This window comes from Methylosinus sp. RM1 (genome assembly GCF_011378635.1).
GTDB classification, from domain to species: domain Bacteria; phylum Pseudomonadota; class Alphaproteobacteria; order Rhizobiales; family Beijerinckiaceae; genus Methylosinus; species Methylosinus sporium.
Genome location: NZ_WOVC01000006.1, coordinates 156,913 through 175,241, shown reverse-complemented (window position 1 = coordinate 175,241; position 18,329 = coordinate 156,913). Strand labels below are relative to the sequence as shown.

Below are 18,329 nucleotides of genomic sequence, written 5' to 3'. Positions count from 1 at the left end.
GGTGGCGGGACCGGCGGTTTCCACCGAGGCTTTCGATATTTCCGAACGGCTCGCGCGCGCCCGCGGCGTGGACGCCGCCGAGTTCGCCGGCCGGCTGCCGGATATCGTCATCCGCGCGCGGGAGGTGGCGGCGACGGTCGTTCATGGCGCGCATGGTCGCCGCCGCGCCGGGACCGGCGAGAATTTCTGGCAGTTCCGGCCCTTCGGCGCCGGCGAGGCCGCGCATCGCATCGACTGGCGCCGCTCGGCGCGCGATGATCGGCTCTTCGTGCGCGAACGGGAATGGGAGGCCGCCCATTCCTATTTTCTGTGGATGGATTGCTCGCCCTCCATGGGTTTCGTCTCTTCGCTGGCGTTGGAGCCCAAGCTCGACCGCGCGCTGACGCTCGGCCTCGCGCTCGCCGACGTGCTCATGCGCGGCGGAGAAAGGATCGGGCTTCTCGGCCTCACACATCCCATGTCGACGCGCGACATTATCGAGCGCCTCGCTCAGGCGCTCGTCTCGGCGGGTGCGTCGGCGCGCGGCGAATTGCCGGAGGGGGCGGCGCTCCCCGGCGGCGCCAAGGCGCTGCTGATCTCCGATTTTCTCTGCGATCCGCAGGCGCTCGCCGAGCGTCTGGCGGCGCTCGCGGGAAATGGCGCTGCGGGCGCGCTGATGATGATCGCCGATCCGGCGGAGGAGACCTTTCCCTTCGAAGGCGAGACGATTTTTCTCGACACCGACAGCCGCGCGACGCTGCGCGCCGGCCGCGCCCAATCCTGGCGCGACGCCTATGTCGAGCGTCTGGCCCGGCATAGGGACGAGATCGCCAGAGCCGCGGCCGCCGTCGGCTTCTCGCTGCATATTCACCGCACCGACCGGCCCGCGGCGGAGGCGGCCTTGTCCCTGAGCTTTGCGCTCGCCTCGGGATTGGAGCGCGTCTGATGGGACTCACCTTCGCCGCGCCGCTCGCGCTCCTCGGGCTGCTCGCTCTGCCCGCCATTTATTTTCTGCTGCGGGTGACGCCGCCGCGCCCGCGCGAGATCGTGTTCCCGCCGATCCGCCTGCTCTTCGATCTGTTGCGCCGCGAGGAGACGCCCTCGCGCACGCCCTGGTGGCTATTGGCCCTGCGCCTCGCGCTCGCCGGCTTCGCCGTTCTGGCCATGGCCGGCCCGGCGTTGACGCCGGCGGCGACCGCTTCTTTTTCCGGCGCGCCGCTGCTGATCGCGATCGACGATGGCTGGCCGGCGGCGCCGGATTTCGACGCCCGCATCGAGGCGGCGCGCGCGCTCGTCGCCGACGCCGCGCGTTCGGGCGCGACCATCGCTCTTTTGCCCATGTCGCAGGCCGAGACCGCGCCGACGCGAGAGGATGGCGGCAAGATCGACGAGCGCCTGCGCGCGCTCGCGCCGCAACCTTTCGTCCCGGATCGCGCCGCCGCCGCCGCGCGGCTCGGCGAATTCGCGGCCGCAAATCCGCACGGGCGCATTATCTGGATCGCCGATGGATTGGAGCAGGGCGGCGCGAGCCAATTCGCCAAAGCGCTGAGCTCGGCGTCCGCCGCCGGCGCGAAAGTCGAGACATTGACCAGCGATCATGCGCCCCGCGCGCTTCTCGCGCCGCAGAACACGGCCGCCGGCCTCGAGGTCGAGATCATACGCGCCGCCGGGGGCGCGCCCGCGTCCGGGGCGGTCTCCGCCTTCGACCAGCAGGGACGCGCGCTGGCGCAAGCGCGTTTCGATTTTTCGGGAGACAAAGCGAAAGCGCGCTTCGATCTGCCGATCGAATTGCGCAATGAGGCGGCGCTGCTGCGTCTCGACGGCGAGGCTTCGGCCGGCGCGGTGGCCCTGCTCGACGGGCGCTCCAAGGTGCGCCGGGTAGCCGTGCTGAGCGGCGTGAGCGCCGATCTCGCGCAGCCTCTGCTGGAGCCGCAATTTTATCTGCAAAAAGCCTTCGCGCCTTTCGCCGAGGTGCGCGAGCCGCGGCCGGGCGCCGCCGATCCGCTGCCCCAGCTCATCGCCGAGCAGCCCAATATCGTCGCCCTCGCCGATATCGGCGCGCTGCCGCGCGACGCGCATGAGGCGCTGATCCATTTCGTCGAGGAGGGCGGCGTGCTGCTGCGCTTCGCCGGCGCGCGCCTCGCCAACGCCGGCGACGATCTCACGCCCGTGCGCTTGCGCCGCAATGGCCGCGTGCTCGGCGGCGCCATGTCCTGGGACACGCCGAAAAAGCTCGCGCCCTTCGATCCTTCGAGTCCCTTCTATGGGCTCGCGGTTCCCGACGAGGTGACGGTGACGCGTCAGGTTCTCGCCGAGCCGGAGCCGGGCCTGCCGGCCAAGACCTGGGCGGCGCTCACCGACGGCACGCCGCTCGTCACCGCCGAGCGGCGGGGTAAAGGGCTCATCGTACTGTTCCATGTGAGCGCCGACGCCGCCTGGTCCAATCTGCCGATCTCGGGTCTTTTCATCGACATGCTGCACCGAATCGCCGCCGAGAGCGGCGAGGCCGCCGCCCGCCGCGCCGAGGATGGCCCGCGCAGCGACGCGCCGGCTCTGGCGCCGCTCGCCATTCTGGACGGACGCGGCCGTCTCGGCGCGCCGCCGCCCACCGCCCGGCCGATCGGCGCCGATTATGACGGCGGCGCCAATCGCGAGCATCCGCCGGGCTTCTATGGCGTCGCCGATGCGCCCATCGCCGTGCAGCCGTTGCGCGCGGGCGATGATCTGCGCGCTTTCGATTTTTCGGGGCAGGGGCTCGCCGTCTCCGCTCTGCGCGCCGGCGCGCCGATCGATCTGCGTCCTTGGCTGCTCGGCCTCGTCTTCCTCGCTCTGCTCGCCGATTGGCTGATCCTGCTTACAATGTCCGGCGCATTGCGCCGCGCCGCGCCGATCGCTCTCGGCGCTTTTTGCGCGCTGGCCGTTCTGAGCGCCGCGCAGCAGGGCGCCCGCGCCAAGGATGCGCCCTCGGCCGCTTCGCCGCGCGACCGCGAGGCGGCGCTGACGACGCGGCTCGCCTATGTGGTCTCCGGCGACGCCCGCGTCGACGAGGCCAGCAAGCTCGGCCTCGAGGCTCTGTCGCGCGCGCTCAATCAGCGCACCTCCTTCGCGCCCGGCGCGCCGGTCGGCGTCGATCCGGCGCGCGACGAATTGGCCTTTTATCCGATGCTCTATTGGCCGATCGTCGCTTCCGCGCCGCTGCCTGCGGCGCAAGCGATCGCCAAGGTCGATCTCTATCTCAAGCAGGGCGGCACCATCGTCTTCGACACGCGCGACGCGCTCACCGCGCATGAGGGCGGGCCGCCGACGCCGGAGACGCAATGGCTGCGCGATCTGACGCGCAATCTCGACATTCCGCCGCTCGAAGTGACGCCGCGCGATCACGTCATCACCAAGACGTTTTATCTGCTCGACAATTTCTACGGCCGCACGATCAATGGCAAGACCTGGGTAGAGGCGCTGCCGCCCGAGAGCAAGGACGATCCGGCGCGCCCCGTGCGTGCGACCGACAGCGTCTCGTCCGTCGTCATCACCTCCAATGATCTCGCCGGCGCCTGGGCGGCGGATCGCAACGGCCAGCCGCTCTACACGTTGACGCCGGGCGGCGCGCGCCAGCGTGAGCTCGCCATACGCGGCGGCGTCAATCTCGTGATGTATACGCTGACCGGCAATTACAAATCCGATCAGGTCCATGTTCACGACCTATTGGAGCGGCTCGGCCAATGAGCGAGCTTTCCCTCGCCTTCACGCCGCTGCTGCCCTGGCCGGCGCTCGCCGCTCTGAGCGTCGCCGCGATTGTCGTCGCGCTCTTGTCGCTGCGCGCGGGCGGGCGCGGCGCGCCTCTGCGGCTCGCGACATTGGCGCTGGTGCTGCTCGCGCTCACCGATCCGTCGCTGCTGCGCGAGCAGCGCGAGCCTTTGAAGACGATCGTTCCCATCGTGCTCGACCGCAGCGAGAGCCAGAGCTTCGGAGAGCGCATGGCGCAAACCGAGGCGGCGAAGGCCGCGCTCGAGCCGGCGCTGCAGAAGCTCGGCGACATAGAGCCGCGCTTCATCGACGCCGCGCGTTCCGGCGCAGAGGCCGACGGCACCAGATTGTTCCAGGCTCTGGAAGAAGGGCTGAAGGACGTTCCGCGCGAGCGCATCGGCGCCGCCATCATGGTGACGGACGGAATCGTTCACGACATACCGGCGAGCGCCGCAGCGCTCGGCTTCAAGGCTCCGCTGCATGTGCTCGTCACCGGCCATGAGGGCGAGCGCGACCGTAGGCTCGAACTCATCGAGGCGCCGCGCTTCGGCATTGTCGGCAAGGATCAGACGATCCGCGCGCGCGTCGTCGACAGCAATCTCGGCGGCAAGGAGCCGGTCGTCATCGCGACGCGCCGCGACGGCGAGGCGCTGGAGCCGATCGTCGCCCGCGCAGGCGAGATCGTCGATATTCCGGTGCGCGTGGCGCATGGCGGCGCCAATGTCGTCGAGCTGGAGGCGCCGACGCTGCCGGGCGAGTTGACCGCGGTCAACAACAAGGCCGTCGTCACGATCGAGGGCGTGCGCGACAAGCTGAAAGTTCTGCTCGTCTCCGGCGAGCCCAATCCCGGCGAGCGTAGCTGGCGCAATCTCTTGCGCTCGGACGCCAATGTCGATCTCGTGCATTTCACCATTCTGCGGCCGCCGGAGAAGCTCGACGGCACGCCGCCGCACGAGCTCTCGCTGATCGCCTTTCCGACCGCCGATCTCTTCGGCCGCAAGATCAACGAATTCGACCTCATCATCTTCGATCGCTATTCGAACCAGACGATCCTGCCCTCCGTCTATTTCGACAATATCCTGCGCTATGTCGACAATGGCGGCGCCTTTCTGGTCGCGACCGGGCCGGATTTCGCGACCGTGCAAGGGCTGTATTACTCGCCGCTGGAGAGCATTATTCCGGCGCGGCCGAACGGCTCGCTCTATGAGCGCGCCTTTCGCGCAAAGGTGAGCAAGGAGGGCGAGAAGCATCCCGTCACCCGCGGGCTCGCGGGCGCGAAGAATCCGCCGTCCTGGGGCGAGTGGTTCCGCCAGGTCGATACGGAAGTGGTGAAGGGCAATTCGATCCTCACCGGCGCCAATGACAAGCCGCTGCTCGTGCTCTCGCGCGAGGGCAAGGGGCGCGTCGCCGCTCTGCTCACCGATCAATTGTGGCTGTGGGCGCGCGGCTATCAGACCGGCGGCCCGCATATCGATCTGATGCGCCGCCTCGCCCATTGGCTGATGAAGGAGCCCGACCTCGAGGAGGAGGCGCTGCGCGCCAGCGCCCATGGCCGCGACATAGAGATCGAGCGCCAGAGCCTCGAAGAGAATGTCGCGCCGGTGACGATGACGACGCCCTCGGGCGCGATCTCGCAGATCACGCTCGCGCCCGGCGAGCCCGGCCTGTCGCGCGCGCATCATCTGGCGAAGGAGATGGGGCTCTATCGCTTTCAGAGCGGCGATCTGACGGCGCTCGTCAATGTCGGCCCGGAGAATCCGCGCGAGCTTCGCGAGGTGGTTTCCACTTCCGAGAAGCTGCGGCCTCTCGCCGAGGCCAGCGGCGGCAGGGTGCGACGTCTGTCGAAAGACAGGGGCGGCGCGGTCATTCTCCCCCGCATCGTCGAGATGCGGGAAGCCTCGGTCTTCGGCGGCGCGGATTACATCGGAGTCAAGCGCACAGGCGCGAGCGCGCTGATCGGCGTCGAGACGGCGCCGCTGGCGATCGGCCTATGGGGTCTCGCGGCGCTGCTCGGCGTGATCGTGCTGGCCTGGGCCTGGGAAGGCCGCCGCTGACGGGGAGCACGGGAGCGGACGCAAAAACGCCCCGCCTGTTCATCCGAGGTCGGGGCGTCGATTGCGGCCGGCCGAGACTTCGGTCGATCGGTCTGCACGAGGAAATAGGCGCTGATTTCGCCGATGCAAGAGAGGCGGTCTCTTCTGCGTCCCTGTCCGAAAATCCTCAGCAATCGCCGAAGCGTCGCGTCTCCGGGAACCTCGCCAGAAACGCCCGCAGCACCACGAGCTGATCGGCCGCGCGGCGCTTCAGTCCGAGGTCCAGAAAACCGTCGAGATCGGCGACGATGAGATTGCGCACGGCGGACGGACCACGTCCGAGGCCGAGCAGATAGGAGGCGAGCAGCGCGTCATGCTGGGCCGAAGGCCGCACGCCGGACATCACCTCGTTGGACGTCGGCGCGGCATCGAAAGCTCTGCGTTGCGCATACATGAAACCGTTCCCCTCGAGCTCGCCGCTCCGCGACATTCCGTCGCGTCTCTCCCCGTCAGTAAGCGCTTTCGCCGATAGGCGAAATCGGGGGGAACTACGTATCTCGGCCGTTCGAATTCATGGGGTTTGCGCCGCCGCGCGCAACCGCGCGAAACCAAGGCTCAGATCTTCTTTCAGATCGCCCAAATCCTCGAGCCCGATCGAGAGCCGTATCGCCGGGCCGCCGGGCGTCCACTGCGTCGCCGTGCGATAGGAGGCGCAGTCGAAGGGCAGAGCGAGACTCTCGAAGCCGCCCCAGGAATAGCCGAGGCCGAACAGCTCCAGCCCATCCAGCATGGCGGCGACGGCCTCCGGCGGAACCGGCTTCAAAATGAAGGAGAACAGGCCTGTCGAGCCGAGAAAATCGCGCTTCCACAATGCATGATCGGGATGGCTCTCGAGCGCTGGGTGAATGACATGCGCGACCTCTTCGCGCGCCTCCAGCCAGCGCGCCATTTCGAGCCCTGCGCGTTCGGCCTCGCGCAGGCGCAATTCCATCGTCCGCATCCCGCGCAGAGCGAGAAAGACATCTTCCGGGCCGGGGCAGATGGCGAAGGCGTCGTAAGCGGCGCGCAGGCGCCGCGCCCATTTGTCATTGGCCGAGACGAGGCCGAGCAGAAGATCGGAATGGCCACCGAGATATTTGGTGCCGGCCTCGATCGAAAGATCGACGCCGTGCTCATGCGGCGGAAAAAAGAGCGGCGTCGCCCATGTGTTGTCGAGGATGACGCAGGCGCCTTTCGCATGGGCGATCTCGGCGAGGGCGGGGATATCCTGCACCTCCAGCGTCTGCGAGCCCGGGGATTCGGTCAATATGGCCGTCGTGTTCGGCCGCATCAGAGCGGCGATATCGGCGCCGATGCGCGGATCGTAATAGCTCGTCTCGACGCCGAGGCGCTTCAGCACGCTGTCGCAGAACATGCGCGCCGGCAGATAGCAGGAATCGGTGACGAGCAGATGGTCGCCGGACTTCAGCGCCGTCAGCAGAGCGATGGCGATCGCCGCGAGGCCGGAGGGGACGGCGACGGCCTCCGCCGCGCCGGCGATATCGATCCAAGCCTCCTCGAGCGCGCGAATCGTCGGCGTGCCCTTGGTGGCGTAAGTATAGGCGCCGCGATTGGCGAGGAGCGACGCCGTGTCGGGAAACAGCACGGTGGAGCCGCGATAGATCGGCGTGTTCACGAAGCCGAATTGCTCGGAGGGCGCGCGCCCCGCATGGGCGAGGCGGGTGCGGCTTTTCTTTTTTCGCCCAGATTGTCCTCTAGTCTCGCTCATGTCTCGCCCATCGGTTTCGTCGAACGGATTTGCGGCGGCCGACCGCGCGCCGCAGTATAGGCTGCTCGCGCATGACATGGGCGATAGAGAAGGATTTGTCCAATGATCGTCCGCCGCACACGCCGCGACCCGAGGAGCCGATGATCTTTCCGTTCCGCTTCCTCGTCATCGCCTCATCTCTGCTTCTCGCCGCCGCTGCGCAGGCCTCGACGCTCGAGCAGGCGCAAAAGCGCGGCTTTCTGATCTGCGGCGCGAGCAATGGCCTGCCGGGCTTCGCGCATCAGGACGAGGCCGGCCGCTGGAGCGGCTTCGACGTCGATTTCTGCCGCGCGCTCGCCGCCGCCATTTTCGACGATCCGGAAAAAATGCGCTTCGTGACGCTCTCCGCCAAGGATCGCGTGAAGGCGCTGCAATCGGGCGTCGTCGATCTCCTGGCGCGCGGCGCCGCCTGGACGCTGGCGCGCGACGCCGGGCAGGGGCTTTCTTATGCGGCGATCAGCTTTTTCGACGGACAGGGATTTCTCGCGCGCAAAAAATCCGTCGCCGCGCTGCGCGATCTCGGCGGCCTCTCCGTCTGCGTGCAGCAGGGCACGCCCTTCGAGCTCGATCTCGTCGATTTTCATCGCGAGGGCGTGAAGCCGATCGAGCCCAAGCTCTTCCCGACATTCGAGGAGGCGGCCAAGGCCTATTCCGAGGCCAAATGCGAGGCGCTGACCGCCGATCTCTCGACGCTCGCCGCCAAGCGGCAAGAGCTGGCCGCGCCGGCCGAACATGCGATTCTGCCCGAGCTCATCGACAAGGAGCCGCTCGGCCCCATCGTGCGGCAGAGCGACGACCAATGGTTCGACATCGTGCGCTGGACGCATTTCGCCATGGTCGATGCGGAAGAGCTGGGCGTGACCTCCGCCAACGCCGACGAGCAGCTGAAATCGGCCGATCCGCGCGTGCGGCGCCTGCTCGGCGTCGACGGCGGCCGCGTGGATGGGCTGGGGCTCGAGGCCGATTGGGTCTATCGCATCGTCAAGCACGTCGGCAATTACGGCGAGGCCTTCGAGCGCAATCTCGGCGCCGGCTCGCCCATCGGCCTGGAGCGCCGGCTCAACGCGCTATGGACCAAGGGCGGGCTGATGTATGCGCCGCCGGTGCGGTGAGCGGGGATATGGAGCCGGGATTCTTCGATCCTCGCGCGAGCGCGGCGGCGCAATGGGCGCCATTGGCGCGCTTCGCCATCGCCGAGGCGCGCCTCGCGCGCTGGGCGTCGCAGCGGCCATTGCGACGCCTCAGTTACGAGTTTCTACGCTTCGGCGTGAAGCAGGCGTGGTCGTGCCTGTTCGGTTTTCTGATGGTTGGGCTGCTGATCGCGACGCATTTCGTCTATCCGCGCGAATTTTTCCTCGCGCGCTATGATTTTCTCTTCCTCGTCGCGCTCGCCATCCAGGCGCTGCTGCTCGCGACGCGGTTCGAGAGCCTGCAGGAAGCCAAGGTGATCCTGCTGTTTCATCTCGTCGGCACGGCGATGGAGGTGTTCAAGACCGCGGTCGGCTCCTGGATCTACCCCGATCCGGCCTTTTTCCGCATCGGCGGCGTTCCGCTCTTCACTGGCTTCATGTATGCGGCGATCGGCAGCTATATGATGCGCGCCTGGGTGGTGTTCGACTTCCGCTTCATCCGCCATCCGCCGATTTGGATGGTCGCCGCGCTCGCCGCGGCGATCTACGGCAATTTCTTCCTGCACCATTACCTGTGGGATTTGCGGATCGCGCTGTTCGCGGCGACGGCGGCGCTGTTCGCGCGCACCTGGATTTTCTACCGCGTGCATCATTCCTGGCGGTCGATGCCGCTGCTGCTGGCGGCGCTGCTCGCCGCGAGCTTCATCTTTCTCGCCGAGAATGTCGGAACCTTCACCCGCACCTGGCTCTATCCGAGCCAGCTCGCGGTTTGGTCGCCCGTGGGCGCGGCCAAGCTCGGCTCATGGTTCCTGCTGCAGATCGTGAGCTATGCGCTGGTCATAGCGGTCAAGCGGCCGCGCGCGCCGGACGCCCAGCCGCTGGAACTCTCACGCGAGCGTCATCGCCGCCGCTTGGCGGATCATTCCGCGCCCGTGAGCTGAGCCTTTTGCGCGCGCTGCCACCAGGCGAGGAGCGCGTCGAGATCATGCGCGAGGAATTCCGCCAGCGGGCCGGCGAATTGGCGCCACTCCTCGACGTAATGCGGCGACACCGCCGTCACCACGGGAACCTTGGCCAGCATGGAAGCGCGGAATGCGTCGGCGAGGCCGCCGCGCGAGGCCTCCTGCTTGCTGAACTTGCTGATGACGACGAGATCGACGCCCTCGGCGACGCGCCGCTCTATCGAGGCGCAAGCGAGCGCCAATTCGCTCGAGTCGAGATTGCAGGCGACCGAGCCGGCCCCCAAATCCTGCGAGATCGCATAGAGCGCGCCATCGGCGACGTCACGCAGCACGATGCGGCTGCGGCCGGTCGCTTCGTCGAGGATGCGCGCCTGAGTGACGCCGGCGACGCGCGCTCCGCTCTCGGCGAGACGCTGGGCGAAATCGGCGATCAGCGCCTGCGCCTGAGCGCTCGGCTCGCCGGGAAGGGCGGCGATCGGCGCCGTTGCAGGCAAGGAAGCGTAAAGGGTCATCTCATGTCTCTCACGTCGCGATTTCGGTCGAAAGACGTGGCGGACTCGCCTATCCTCGCATGGTCGATAGGCGGCCGGCCTTGCTCGGCGAGGCTCGCGCCTCTTGTCATTCCGGGGCGGCGACCGATCTGATATAAACGGTCAGGGACGCGACGTGAACAGCCGTGAGCGATGAACGAGGCAATGCGCCGCTTTCTCCCTCTGCGCGGGCGCAGGCGGTGGAAGCGTTCATTCGGGAGGCGCGGCGCGTCGGCGCAGCGGCCGAGCGGGGCCGGCTGATCTTCGCGCTCGACGCCACCATGAGCCGTCAGCCGACATGGGATCTCGCGCAATCGCTGCAGGGCCGCATGTTCGAGGAGACGGCGGCGCTCGGCGGGCTCGATGTGCAGCTCGTGTATTTTCGTGGCTTCGGCGAATGCCGCGCGTCGAACTTCGTCGGCGGCGGGCAGGGGCTCGCGGCGCTGATGGCGAAAATCTCCTGTCGCGGCGGCCGCACGCAGATCGCCAAAGTGTTTCGTCATACGCTCGAGGAAACGAGCGCGCGCCGCATCGGCGCTCTCGTTTTCGTCGGCGATGCGATGGAGGAGAATGTCGACGAACTCTGCGAGCTCGCCGGCCGGCTCGGCCTTCTCGGCGTCAAGGCCTTCATGTTCCATGAGGGCGTCGATGCGCAGGCCGGGGACGCTTTTCGCGAGATCGCGCGGCTGAGCGGCGGCGCCTATGCCGCTTTCGACGCCTCGGCGCCGCGCCGCCTCGCCGAACTTTTGTCGGCCGCCGCGGCTTATGCGGCCGGCGGACTGGCCGAGCTCGAACGGCGCGCTACAAAAGGCGAGGACGCTGCGCGTCTTCTTCTGTCACAGATGGGGTGAGGAGCCCGCTTCATGCCGGTTCTGATCGGATTTCTCGCATTGATCCTCGCGCTCTACGGCTTGCGCATGTTCACGCGCGCTTCGCCCGCGGCCATGGCCCGCACGATACGCAAGGGCGGCGGCGCGGCGACGATCGCGCTCGGCCTGTTCTTCATTTTGCGCGGGCGCATAGACATCGGCCTGCTGCTGGCCTCGGCCGGCATGTGGCTCTTCGGCGCCTTCTCGCGCGGGGTCAAGCGCTTCGGCCATGCGAGCGCCGGCGGCGGCGTGTCGCGCGTGCGCTCCGCCATGATCGAGATGGAGCTCGACCATGCGAGCGGCTCCATCCGCGGCACGATCCTCGCCGGCAAGGACGAGGGCAAGCGGCTCGACGCGCTGACGCGATCGGCGGTGATGGAGCTCTACCGCCATTGCCGCAACGTCGACCCGGAAGGCGCGCGTCTCCTAGAGGTGTATATGGACCGCCGGTTTGCCGGCTGGCGTCAGACAGGAGACGGTCGACGCGACGCGGGGGGCGCCGATGCGGGCGGCGTCGGACCAAGCCGCCGCGGCGGCACGATTTCGGAAGATGAGGCCTATGAAATTCTGGGCCTCAAAAAGGGAGCGGCGCGCCAGGACATTGCGCGGGCGCACCGCGATCTGATGAAGAAGCTTCATCCGGACCATGGCGGGACGACCGATCTCGCGGCCCGGGTCAACGAAGCCAAAGATGTCCTCATGCGTCGTCATCATCATTGAAGCTCGACCTTGTTCGCTCGACGCTCGTCGCTCTTTTTGAAAAATAGGTCGGTGAATCAATTTTTCGTCGTGAAACAGGAGAAGCCGGAGCGCTTCAGCGCGCGACAGGCGGTCTCAGCGCTCTTCTCCTCGAGCCCGGCGAAACGGGCGCGATAGAGCGTTTCCCGGCCCTTCTGCACTTTTTCGGTGAAGGCCTTGGCGGTGGCCGGCACGCCTTTGGCGCGGGCGCGGGAGAGCAGTTGCTGGGCCTTTTCCGCATCGTCGGTGGCGCCGATCTGAATCATCCAGCCGGAATGATTCGGCCGCGCCTGCTCGGCCTTGGACGGCTCGCCACGGTCGCTACGGGCGACGAGCGTGCGATCCGTATCCGTCATGCGGGCGGGCAGCGCATTCGGCGTCGTCACGGCGGCCAGCTTGGTCGCATGTCCGGCTTTGGCGGCGGTGGAGCCGTCCGTCGTCGCGCGGGCGCTGTCGCGACGCGCGGGCTCCAGCTGGCGGCGGCCGGCTTGCACGGGAGCGGGCTCTGCGGCCTTATGTCCGCCGGCGACGAAAGCCGGACGAATTTTGTCTGCGCGCTCGGGCGTCGGAACCGCGAGAAGCGGCGGCGCCGAGGCGAGCGCCATAACGCGCGGCGCAAGAGCGGGACCAGCAGCAGCAGGAGCCGGCGCGGCGGGGGCCGTAACGGCTGCGGCGACGATGGGCGTCTCTTCTTTCTCCTCTTCGGCTCTGGCGACCGGAGCCGGAGCGGGCTCGCCTTCCGAGATGGCGCGCGCGGTGCGGACCGCGGCGCCGTCGCCGATATGCTCGGCGATGAGCCCGGCCATGACGCGGTCGCGGGCGGCGGCGGTGCGGCCGCCCATGACGACGGCGACGATGTGATGGCCGTCGCGCCGCACCGAGGTCAAGAGATTGAAGCCGGAGGCGTGGGTATAGCCGGTCTTGATGCCGTCGACGCCGCGAATCTGCCCGAGCAGATGATTGTGATTGCGATGCGACTGGCCGCGCCAGACGAAGGCGTGGGTGGAGAAATAGCGATAATAGCGGGGGAAGCGGTCCTGGATCGCGCGGCCGAGCACGGAGAGATCATGCGCCGTGGTGATCTGCTCGTCATTGGGCAGGCCCGAGGCGTTGGCGTAATGGGTGCGGCTCATGCCGAGCTGATGCGCCTTTCGGGTCATCATATCGGCGAAGGTCTCCTCGTCGCCGGCGATGTTCTCGGCGATGGCTGCGGCGATATCGTTCGCCGATTTGGTGACGACGGCCTTGATGGCGCTGTCGACGTCGATGGTCTGGCCGGGCGCGAGGCCGAGCTTGGTCGGCGCCTGCGCCGCTGCGTGGGAAGAGATGACGAGCGGCGAATCGAGGCGCAGCCGGCCCTTCTCGAGTTGCTCGAACAAAAGATAGAGCGTCATCACCTTGGTGACGGAGGCGGGGTGGCGCAGCTCGTGCTCGTTGCGCGCATAGAGCGTGCGGCCGCTATTGGCGTCGACGACGATCGCTGCAAAGGCCGGACCGCCGCCGCTCGCGGTCGAAGCGCCGCGCCGCGCCGCATGGGACAGATGGGCGCCGCCGCGCCGATGATGCGCGGCATGGTGAATGAAGCTGTGACGCGCGTGATAGGCCCGGCCGGAATGGTGATGGCGCCTCGCCTCGGCGGGGGCGACGAATAGCGCCGACAAGGCCGCGATCGCCGCGACCAACGCCACCACCCATTTCCAACGCTCGAGCCCATCGGCGACGCCACGCTTCGTCATCTATCCAGATCCCGTTCACTTGCCCCGTCATGCGCCCGCGGCGGTCCGGTCCGCCCGGGCGTTGCCGAAAAGCCACATGATTACAATCTTACCGATGCGAGGTTACCCCCTGGTTAAGGCGAAAGCTGTTCGGGATTGTGGTTTTGCATCGCAACATTGTTATTGACTTCGATTGTGCAATGCATATAAGTTGATCTTGTCAACTGAGCGCAAGGAGTCCGCCAAGGGGCGAAGGCCGGAAAGCGCTCGATACGAGGACGAAACCGATGGTTGCCACTTTCGAAAGCGTTCAGCAGCTGGGCAAGGAGCAATTCGAAGCGGCGTCCGCGGCCGCGGCAGCCCTCACCAAGGGCTGGCAGACCATTGCGGCGGAGACGACCGACTATTCGAAGAAATCCTTCGAAAAGAGCCGCCTCCTCGCGGAAAAGCTGATCGGCGTCAAGAAGATCGACGAAGCCCTCCAGTTGCAGTCGGATTACGCCAAGGGCGCGTACGAGGACTTCATCGCCGAGGCGACCAAGCTCGGCGAGCTCTATTCCAGCCTCGCCAAGGAAGCGTTCAAGCCGGTCGAAGCGGCGGCGACGAAAGTCTATTCCGCGGGCGAGTGATCGCCGGCGAGATACGTCCTCGACAAGAGTCTCGGAAAAGGCGGGCGGAGCCTCCTCCGCTCGGCTTTTCGTTTATCGTCTCTGCGGCGCCGCAGTAAAATTACCTAGCCTGTGCGTAAAATCCAGGAGACGCGACGCGCGCGTTGCGAATCCCCGCGCTGCGGCGCGATAAGATCGCCGGAGGCGCATGAGGCGTCGCAGGAGGCGGTCCAATGAGCGCGATCGACGATGTCGGCTTCGTTCATCTACATGTTCACACCGCTTTCTCGCTGCGCGAAGGCGCGCTGACCCTCACCCGCGTCATCGATCTGGCCCAGAAGGACCAGATGCCGGCGCTCGCCGTCACCGATACGGATAATCTCTTCGGCGCGCTGGAGTTTTCCGAAAAGGCCGCCAAGGTCGGCGTGCAGCCGATTCCAGCCGTTCAGCTCACTGTCGATTTCGGCGACGGGACGCAGAGCGCCCTCGGCGCCGCCGATGGGCGCGGCCATATCGTCTTGATCGCGCAATCGGAGCAGGGCTATTCCAATCTGATGCGGCTCGCCTCGCGCGCCTATCTCGAGCCGGCGCAGGGGGAGGCCTCCCATGTCTCGCTGACGAGCCTCGCCGAAAGTTGCGAGGGGCTGATCGCCCTCACCGGCGGCTCGGAGGGCGGGCTCGACACGCTCTTCGCCAAGGGCCGGGCGGAGCAGGCGCTCGCCCGTCTCGAGGCGCTGCTGCCGCACTTCGACGGCCGGCTCTATGTCGAGATTCAACGCCACGGCCTCGATCAGCAGCGGCGCGTCGAGCCGCAATTGCTCGATCTCGCCTATCGGCGCGGCCTGCCTCTGGTCGCCACCAACGAGCCCTTTTTCGCCACGGCGGCGGATTTCGAGGCGCATGACGCGCTGCTCTGCATCGCCGAGGGCACAGTGACCAGCGTCGCCGAGCGACGGCGGCTCTCGCCGCAGCATTATTTCAAGACGCGTAAGGAGATGCTCGAGCTCTTCGCCGATCTCCTCGAGGCGACGGATTCGACGGTCGAGATCGCGCGGCGGGTCGCCTTTCGCCCGCTGACGCGCAAGCCCATCATGCCGCGCTTCATGCTGGACGGGGAAGGGGGCAGGGAATCCCTCGAGGATATAGAAGCGCGCGAATTGCGCCGGCAGGCGAAGGAAGGCCTCGAGGCGCGCCTCCTCGTGCAGCCGCCCGCGCCGGGGCAGACGCGCGAGACCTATGACGCGCGCCTCGAATTCGAGCTCGACACGATCGAGAAGATGCGCTTTCCGGGCTACTTCCTGATCGTCTCGGACTTTATCAAATATGCGAAATCGCAAGGGATTCCGGTCGGGCCGGGGCGCGGCTCGGGCGCGGGATCGCTGGTCGCCTATGCGCTGACCATCACCGATCTCGATCCTCTGCGCTTCGGCCTCTTCTTCGAGCGCTTCCTCAATCCCGAGCGCATGTCGATGCCGGATTTTGACATCGACTTCTGCCAGACGCGACGCGGCGAGGTCATCGATTATGTCCGCGAGCGCTATGGTGCCGAGAAAGTGGCGCAGATCATCACCTTCGGCTCGTTTCTGGCCCGCGGCGTGCTGCGCAGCGTCGGCCGTGTGCTGGAAATGCCGCTGGGGCAGGTGGACAAGCTCGCCAAGCTGGTGCCGCAGAACCCCGCCAAGCCGGTGACTTTGGCCGAGGCCGTCGCTGGCGAACAGAAATTGCGCGAGGCGATCGACGAGGACGGAAAGGTCGCCCGCCTGTTCAAAATAGCGGCGTCGCTCGAAGGGCTCTATTCCAACGCCTCGACCCATGCCGCGGGTGTCGTCATCGGCGACCGGCCGCTGGATGCGCTGGTGCCGCTCTATCGCGATCCGAAATCCGATATGCCGGCCACCCAGTTCAATATGAAATGGGTGGAGCCGGCCGGCCTCATCAAATTCGACTTCCTCGGCCTCAAGACGCTGACCGTGCTGGCCACCGCCGTCGATCTGGTGCGCCGGCGCGTAGCGGATTTCGATCTCGCGGCCATCCCGCTCGACGATGCCGAGACTTACCAAATGCTCGGGCGCGGCGAGACGGTGGGCGTGTTCCAGCTGGAAAGCGCGGGTATGCGCAAGGCGCTGGTCGAGATGCACGCCGACCATTTCGAGGACATCATCGCTCTCGTCGCCCTCTACCGGCCGGGTCCTATGGCCAATATCCCGACCTATTGCGCCGTGAAGCTCGGCGACGAGGAGCCCGATTACATCCACCCCAAGATCGAGCACATCCTGAAGGAGACATTCGGCGTCATCATCTACCAGGAGCAGGTGATGCAGATCGCTCAGGTCCTCTCCGGCTATTCGCTGGGCGAGGCCGATCTGCTCCGCCGCGCCATGGGCAAGAAGATCAAGGCCGAGATGGACGCCCAGCGCGAGCGCTTCGTCACCGGCGCGGTGGAGCGCGGCCTCACGGCGCAAAAGGCCAGCGATATCTTCGACCTGCTGGCGAAATTCGCCGATTACGGCTTCAACAAGAGCCATGCGGCGGCCTATGCGCTGATCGCCTATCAGACCGCGTGGTTCAAGGCGCATTATCCGGTGGAGTTTTTGGCCGCCTCCATGACGCTGGACAAGGGCAACACCGACAAGCTCGCCGAATTCCGCAATGAGGCGCGGCGGCTCGGCATTGCGGTGGAGCCGCCTTCCATCCGCCGCTCGGGCGTCGATTTCGACGTCGCGCCCGGCGCCGACGGCAAGCTCGCCATTCGCTACGCGCTCTCTGCCGTCAAAGGCGTCGGCGAGGGGCAGGCGGAGGCGATTGTGCGGACGCGCGGCGCTGCGCCTTTCCGCAGCCTCTCGGAGTTCGCGCGGCGGATCAATCCGCGCGAGGTCAATAAGAAGGTTCTCGAAAATCTCGCCTGCTGCGGCGCCTTCGACGAGCTGGACGCCGATCGCGCCCGCGTCGTTGGCGCGATCGAGACTGTGCTCGCCTGCGCCAATCGCTGCGCCGAGGATCGGCAGGCCGGGCAGAATGCGCTGTTCGGCGGCGCGGAGGCGGAGGAGGATCTGGTCCTGCCCAAGAGCCAGCCCTGGACGGCCTCGGAAAAGCTGAAGCGCGAATTCGACGCTGCCGGCTTCTTCCTCTCCGGCCATCCGCTCGACGCCTATGCGAGCGTGCTCGGCCGGCTGCGGCTGACGCGCTGGGCGGAGTTCATCATAGCGGTGAAGCGCGGCGCGAGCGCCGGGCGGCTCGCGGCGGTGGTGCTCGACCGCGCCGAGCGGCGCACAAAATCCGGCTCGAAAATGGGCGTGGTCCAGCTCTCGGACGACAGCGGGCAGTATGAGGCGATCCTGTTTCAGGAGGGGCTCAACCAGTATCGCGACCTTTTGGAAAAGGGCGCGACCGTGCTGGTGACGCTCTCCGCCGCACTCGAGGGCGAGGATGTGCGGGCGCGCATCACCGAGGTGCAGCCGCTCGCCGCCGCCGCGGCGAAGGCGCAAAAAGGGCTGCGCATCTTCCTTCAGGACGCCGCGCCGCTCGACGCGCTGAAGTCGCGGCTGGCGACGCGCGGCGAGGGCGAAGTGTCGATCGTCGTAGCGTTGGAGCGCATGGCGAGCGAGGTGGAGATCAAGCTGCCGGGCGGATATTCGGTCTCGGCCGATGTCGCCGGGGCGCTGAAGACGATCCCCGGCGTGCTCGCCGTGGAGCATGTGTGAGGCGTGGGATTCACAGATCATCTACGACATTAGATATTAGTGCTTATTTACTGAGATAACTAAGTAATTTTTCTTATGTGAAACCTCACCTCGGCGATCTGGCCGCAGCCTGCGACGCCGCGCCTCTTCTTGTCGGCGGGCGAGGCTCCTATCTTGGAGCAGGGACCGCGTGATGCGGCGCCCGGTCGATCGGGATGGCGGAAATGGACGCTGCGATCGCTTTTCTCGGAAGGCTCGACGCGGGCTTTCTGCCCCTCGTCGTCATCGGCGCGCTCGGCGGCTGGCTCGTCGGCGCCCTGCTGCGCGGCTCCGATCAGCTCTTCGCCGATATGGCGATCGGCGTCGTCGGCGCGTGGCTCGGAGCGAAATTCGCCGAGTTCTGCGGGCTTGCTCTCGACGCCTCGCTCGGCCATTTCCTCGCTGGCCTGCTCGGGTCCATAATCAGCGTCTCGCTCTGGGCGCGCGTCGACGGCGCGACTCCTCTACGGCCGGGCGAAAGGCCGAGACATTAGG

14 protein-coding genes are annotated in these 18,329 nt (G+C 67.0%); 10 read left to right on the top strand and 4 right to left on the bottom strand.

Going from position 1 to position 18,329, the window contains the following annotated elements; all coding sequences use genetic code 11:
- The first annotated feature begins 1 nt into the window (after position 1).
- The 3 genes from FMZ75_RS06190 to FMZ75_RS06180 are packed head-to-tail and all read left to right on the top strand — an operon-like array spanning position 2 to position 5,777.
- The gene (locus tag FMZ75_RS06190) at positions 2-925 is read left to right on the top strand and encodes a DUF58 domain-containing protein (protein WP_166141716.1); all 924 of its coding nucleotides are present in this window, start codon (positions 2-4) and stop codon (positions 923-925) included.
- Positions 925-3,702 (top strand): DUF4159 domain-containing protein, encoded by a 2,778-nt coding sequence (locus FMZ75_RS06185; protein WP_207783307.1) that lies wholly within the window; start codon positions 925-927, stop codon positions 3,700-3,702. The genes FMZ75_RS06190 and FMZ75_RS06185 overlap by 1 nt, the downstream gene beginning before the upstream one ends.
- The gene (locus FMZ75_RS06180; RefSeq protein ID WP_166141715.1) at positions 3,699-5,777 is read left to right on the top strand and encodes a hypothetical protein; all 2,079 of its coding nucleotides are present in this window, start codon (positions 3,699-3,701) and stop codon (positions 5,775-5,777) included. Before FMZ75_RS06185 ends, FMZ75_RS06180 begins: the two co-directional genes overlap by 4 nt.
- Positions 5,778-5,943: 166 nt before the next feature.
- Here the strand turns inward: FMZ75_RS06180 and FMZ75_RS06175 are convergent, their stop codons facing one another.
- Both FMZ75_RS06175 and metC read right to left on the bottom strand, forming a co-directional pair.
- Entirely contained in the window at positions 5,944-6,246 is a 303-nt protein-coding gene (locus tag FMZ75_RS06175; protein ID WP_246728802.1) for a hypothetical protein, read from the bottom strand.
- Positions 6,247-6,327: 81 nt separating this feature from the next.
- Positions 6,328-7,524 (bottom strand): cystathionine beta-lyase, encoded by a 1,197-nt coding sequence (metC, locus tag FMZ75_RS06170; protein WP_166141714.1) that lies wholly within the window; start codon positions 7,522-7,524, stop codon positions 6,328-6,330.
- A 140-nt stretch (positions 7,525-7,664) separates the two neighbouring features.
- On the opposite strand from metC, the gene FMZ75_RS06165 reads away from it, so the two are divergent.
- Complete coding sequence (locus FMZ75_RS06165) at positions 7,665-8,675, top strand: amino acid ABC transporter substrate-binding protein (RefSeq protein WP_108917928.1); 1,011 nt, start codon at positions 7,665-7,667, stop codon at positions 8,673-8,675.
- 8 nt (positions 8,676-8,683) lie between these two features.
- Positions 8,684-9,634, top strand: a complete 951-nt coding sequence (locus FMZ75_RS06160; protein ID WP_166141713.1) for a DUF817 domain-containing protein — start codon at positions 8,684-8,686, stop codon at positions 9,632-9,634.
- Here FMZ75_RS06160 and FMZ75_RS06155 read toward each other — a convergent pair.
- Positions 9,613-10,167, bottom strand: a complete 555-nt coding sequence (locus FMZ75_RS06155; protein ID WP_166141712.1) for a DUF2478 domain-containing protein — start codon at positions 10,165-10,167, stop codon at positions 9,613-9,615. The genes FMZ75_RS06160 and FMZ75_RS06155 overlap by 22 nt on opposite strands.
- 164 nt (positions 10,168-10,331) lie before the next feature.
- On the opposite strand from FMZ75_RS06155, the gene FMZ75_RS06150 reads away from it, so the two are divergent.
- Positions 10,332-11,036 (top strand): VWA domain-containing protein, encoded by a 705-nt coding sequence (locus FMZ75_RS06150; RefSeq protein ID WP_166141711.1) that lies wholly within the window; start codon positions 10,332-10,334, stop codon positions 11,034-11,036.
- 12 nt (positions 11,037-11,048) lie between these two features.
- Positions 11,049-11,774 carry a DnaJ domain-containing protein gene (locus FMZ75_RS06145; RefSeq protein WP_166141710.1) on the top strand — a complete coding sequence of 242 codons (726 nt, stop codon included), beginning with the start codon at positions 11,049-11,051 and terminating at the stop codon, positions 11,772-11,774.
- Between the two features lie 56 nt (positions 11,775-11,830).
- On the opposite strand, the gene FMZ75_RS06140 is transcribed toward FMZ75_RS06145, so the two are convergent.
- Entirely contained in the window at positions 11,831-13,528 is a 1,698-nt protein-coding gene (locus tag FMZ75_RS06140; protein WP_166141709.1) for an SPOR domain-containing protein, read from the bottom strand.
- Between the two features lie 266 nt (positions 13,529-13,794).
- Between FMZ75_RS06140 and FMZ75_RS06135 the strand changes: the two genes are divergently transcribed.
- From FMZ75_RS06135 to FMZ75_RS06125, 3 genes are all read left to right on the top strand, one after another.
- Positions 13,795-14,136, top strand: coding sequence for a phasin family protein (locus tag FMZ75_RS06135; RefSeq protein WP_018265355.1), 342 nt, complete (start codon positions 13,795-13,797; stop codon positions 14,134-14,136).
- A 212-nt stretch (positions 14,137-14,348) separates the two neighbouring features.
- A complete protein-coding gene (dnaE, locus tag FMZ75_RS06130; protein WP_166141708.1) occupies positions 14,349-17,816 on the top strand; it encodes a DNA polymerase III subunit alpha in 3,468 nt (1,155 codons plus the stop codon).
- A gap of 203 nt (positions 17,817-18,019) precedes the next feature.
- Complete coding sequence (locus FMZ75_RS06125; RefSeq protein ID WP_166141707.1) at positions 18,020-18,328, top strand: GlsB/YeaQ/YmgE family stress response membrane protein; 309 nt, start codon at positions 18,020-18,022, stop codon at positions 18,326-18,328.
- Position 18,329 lies beyond the last annotated feature (1 nt).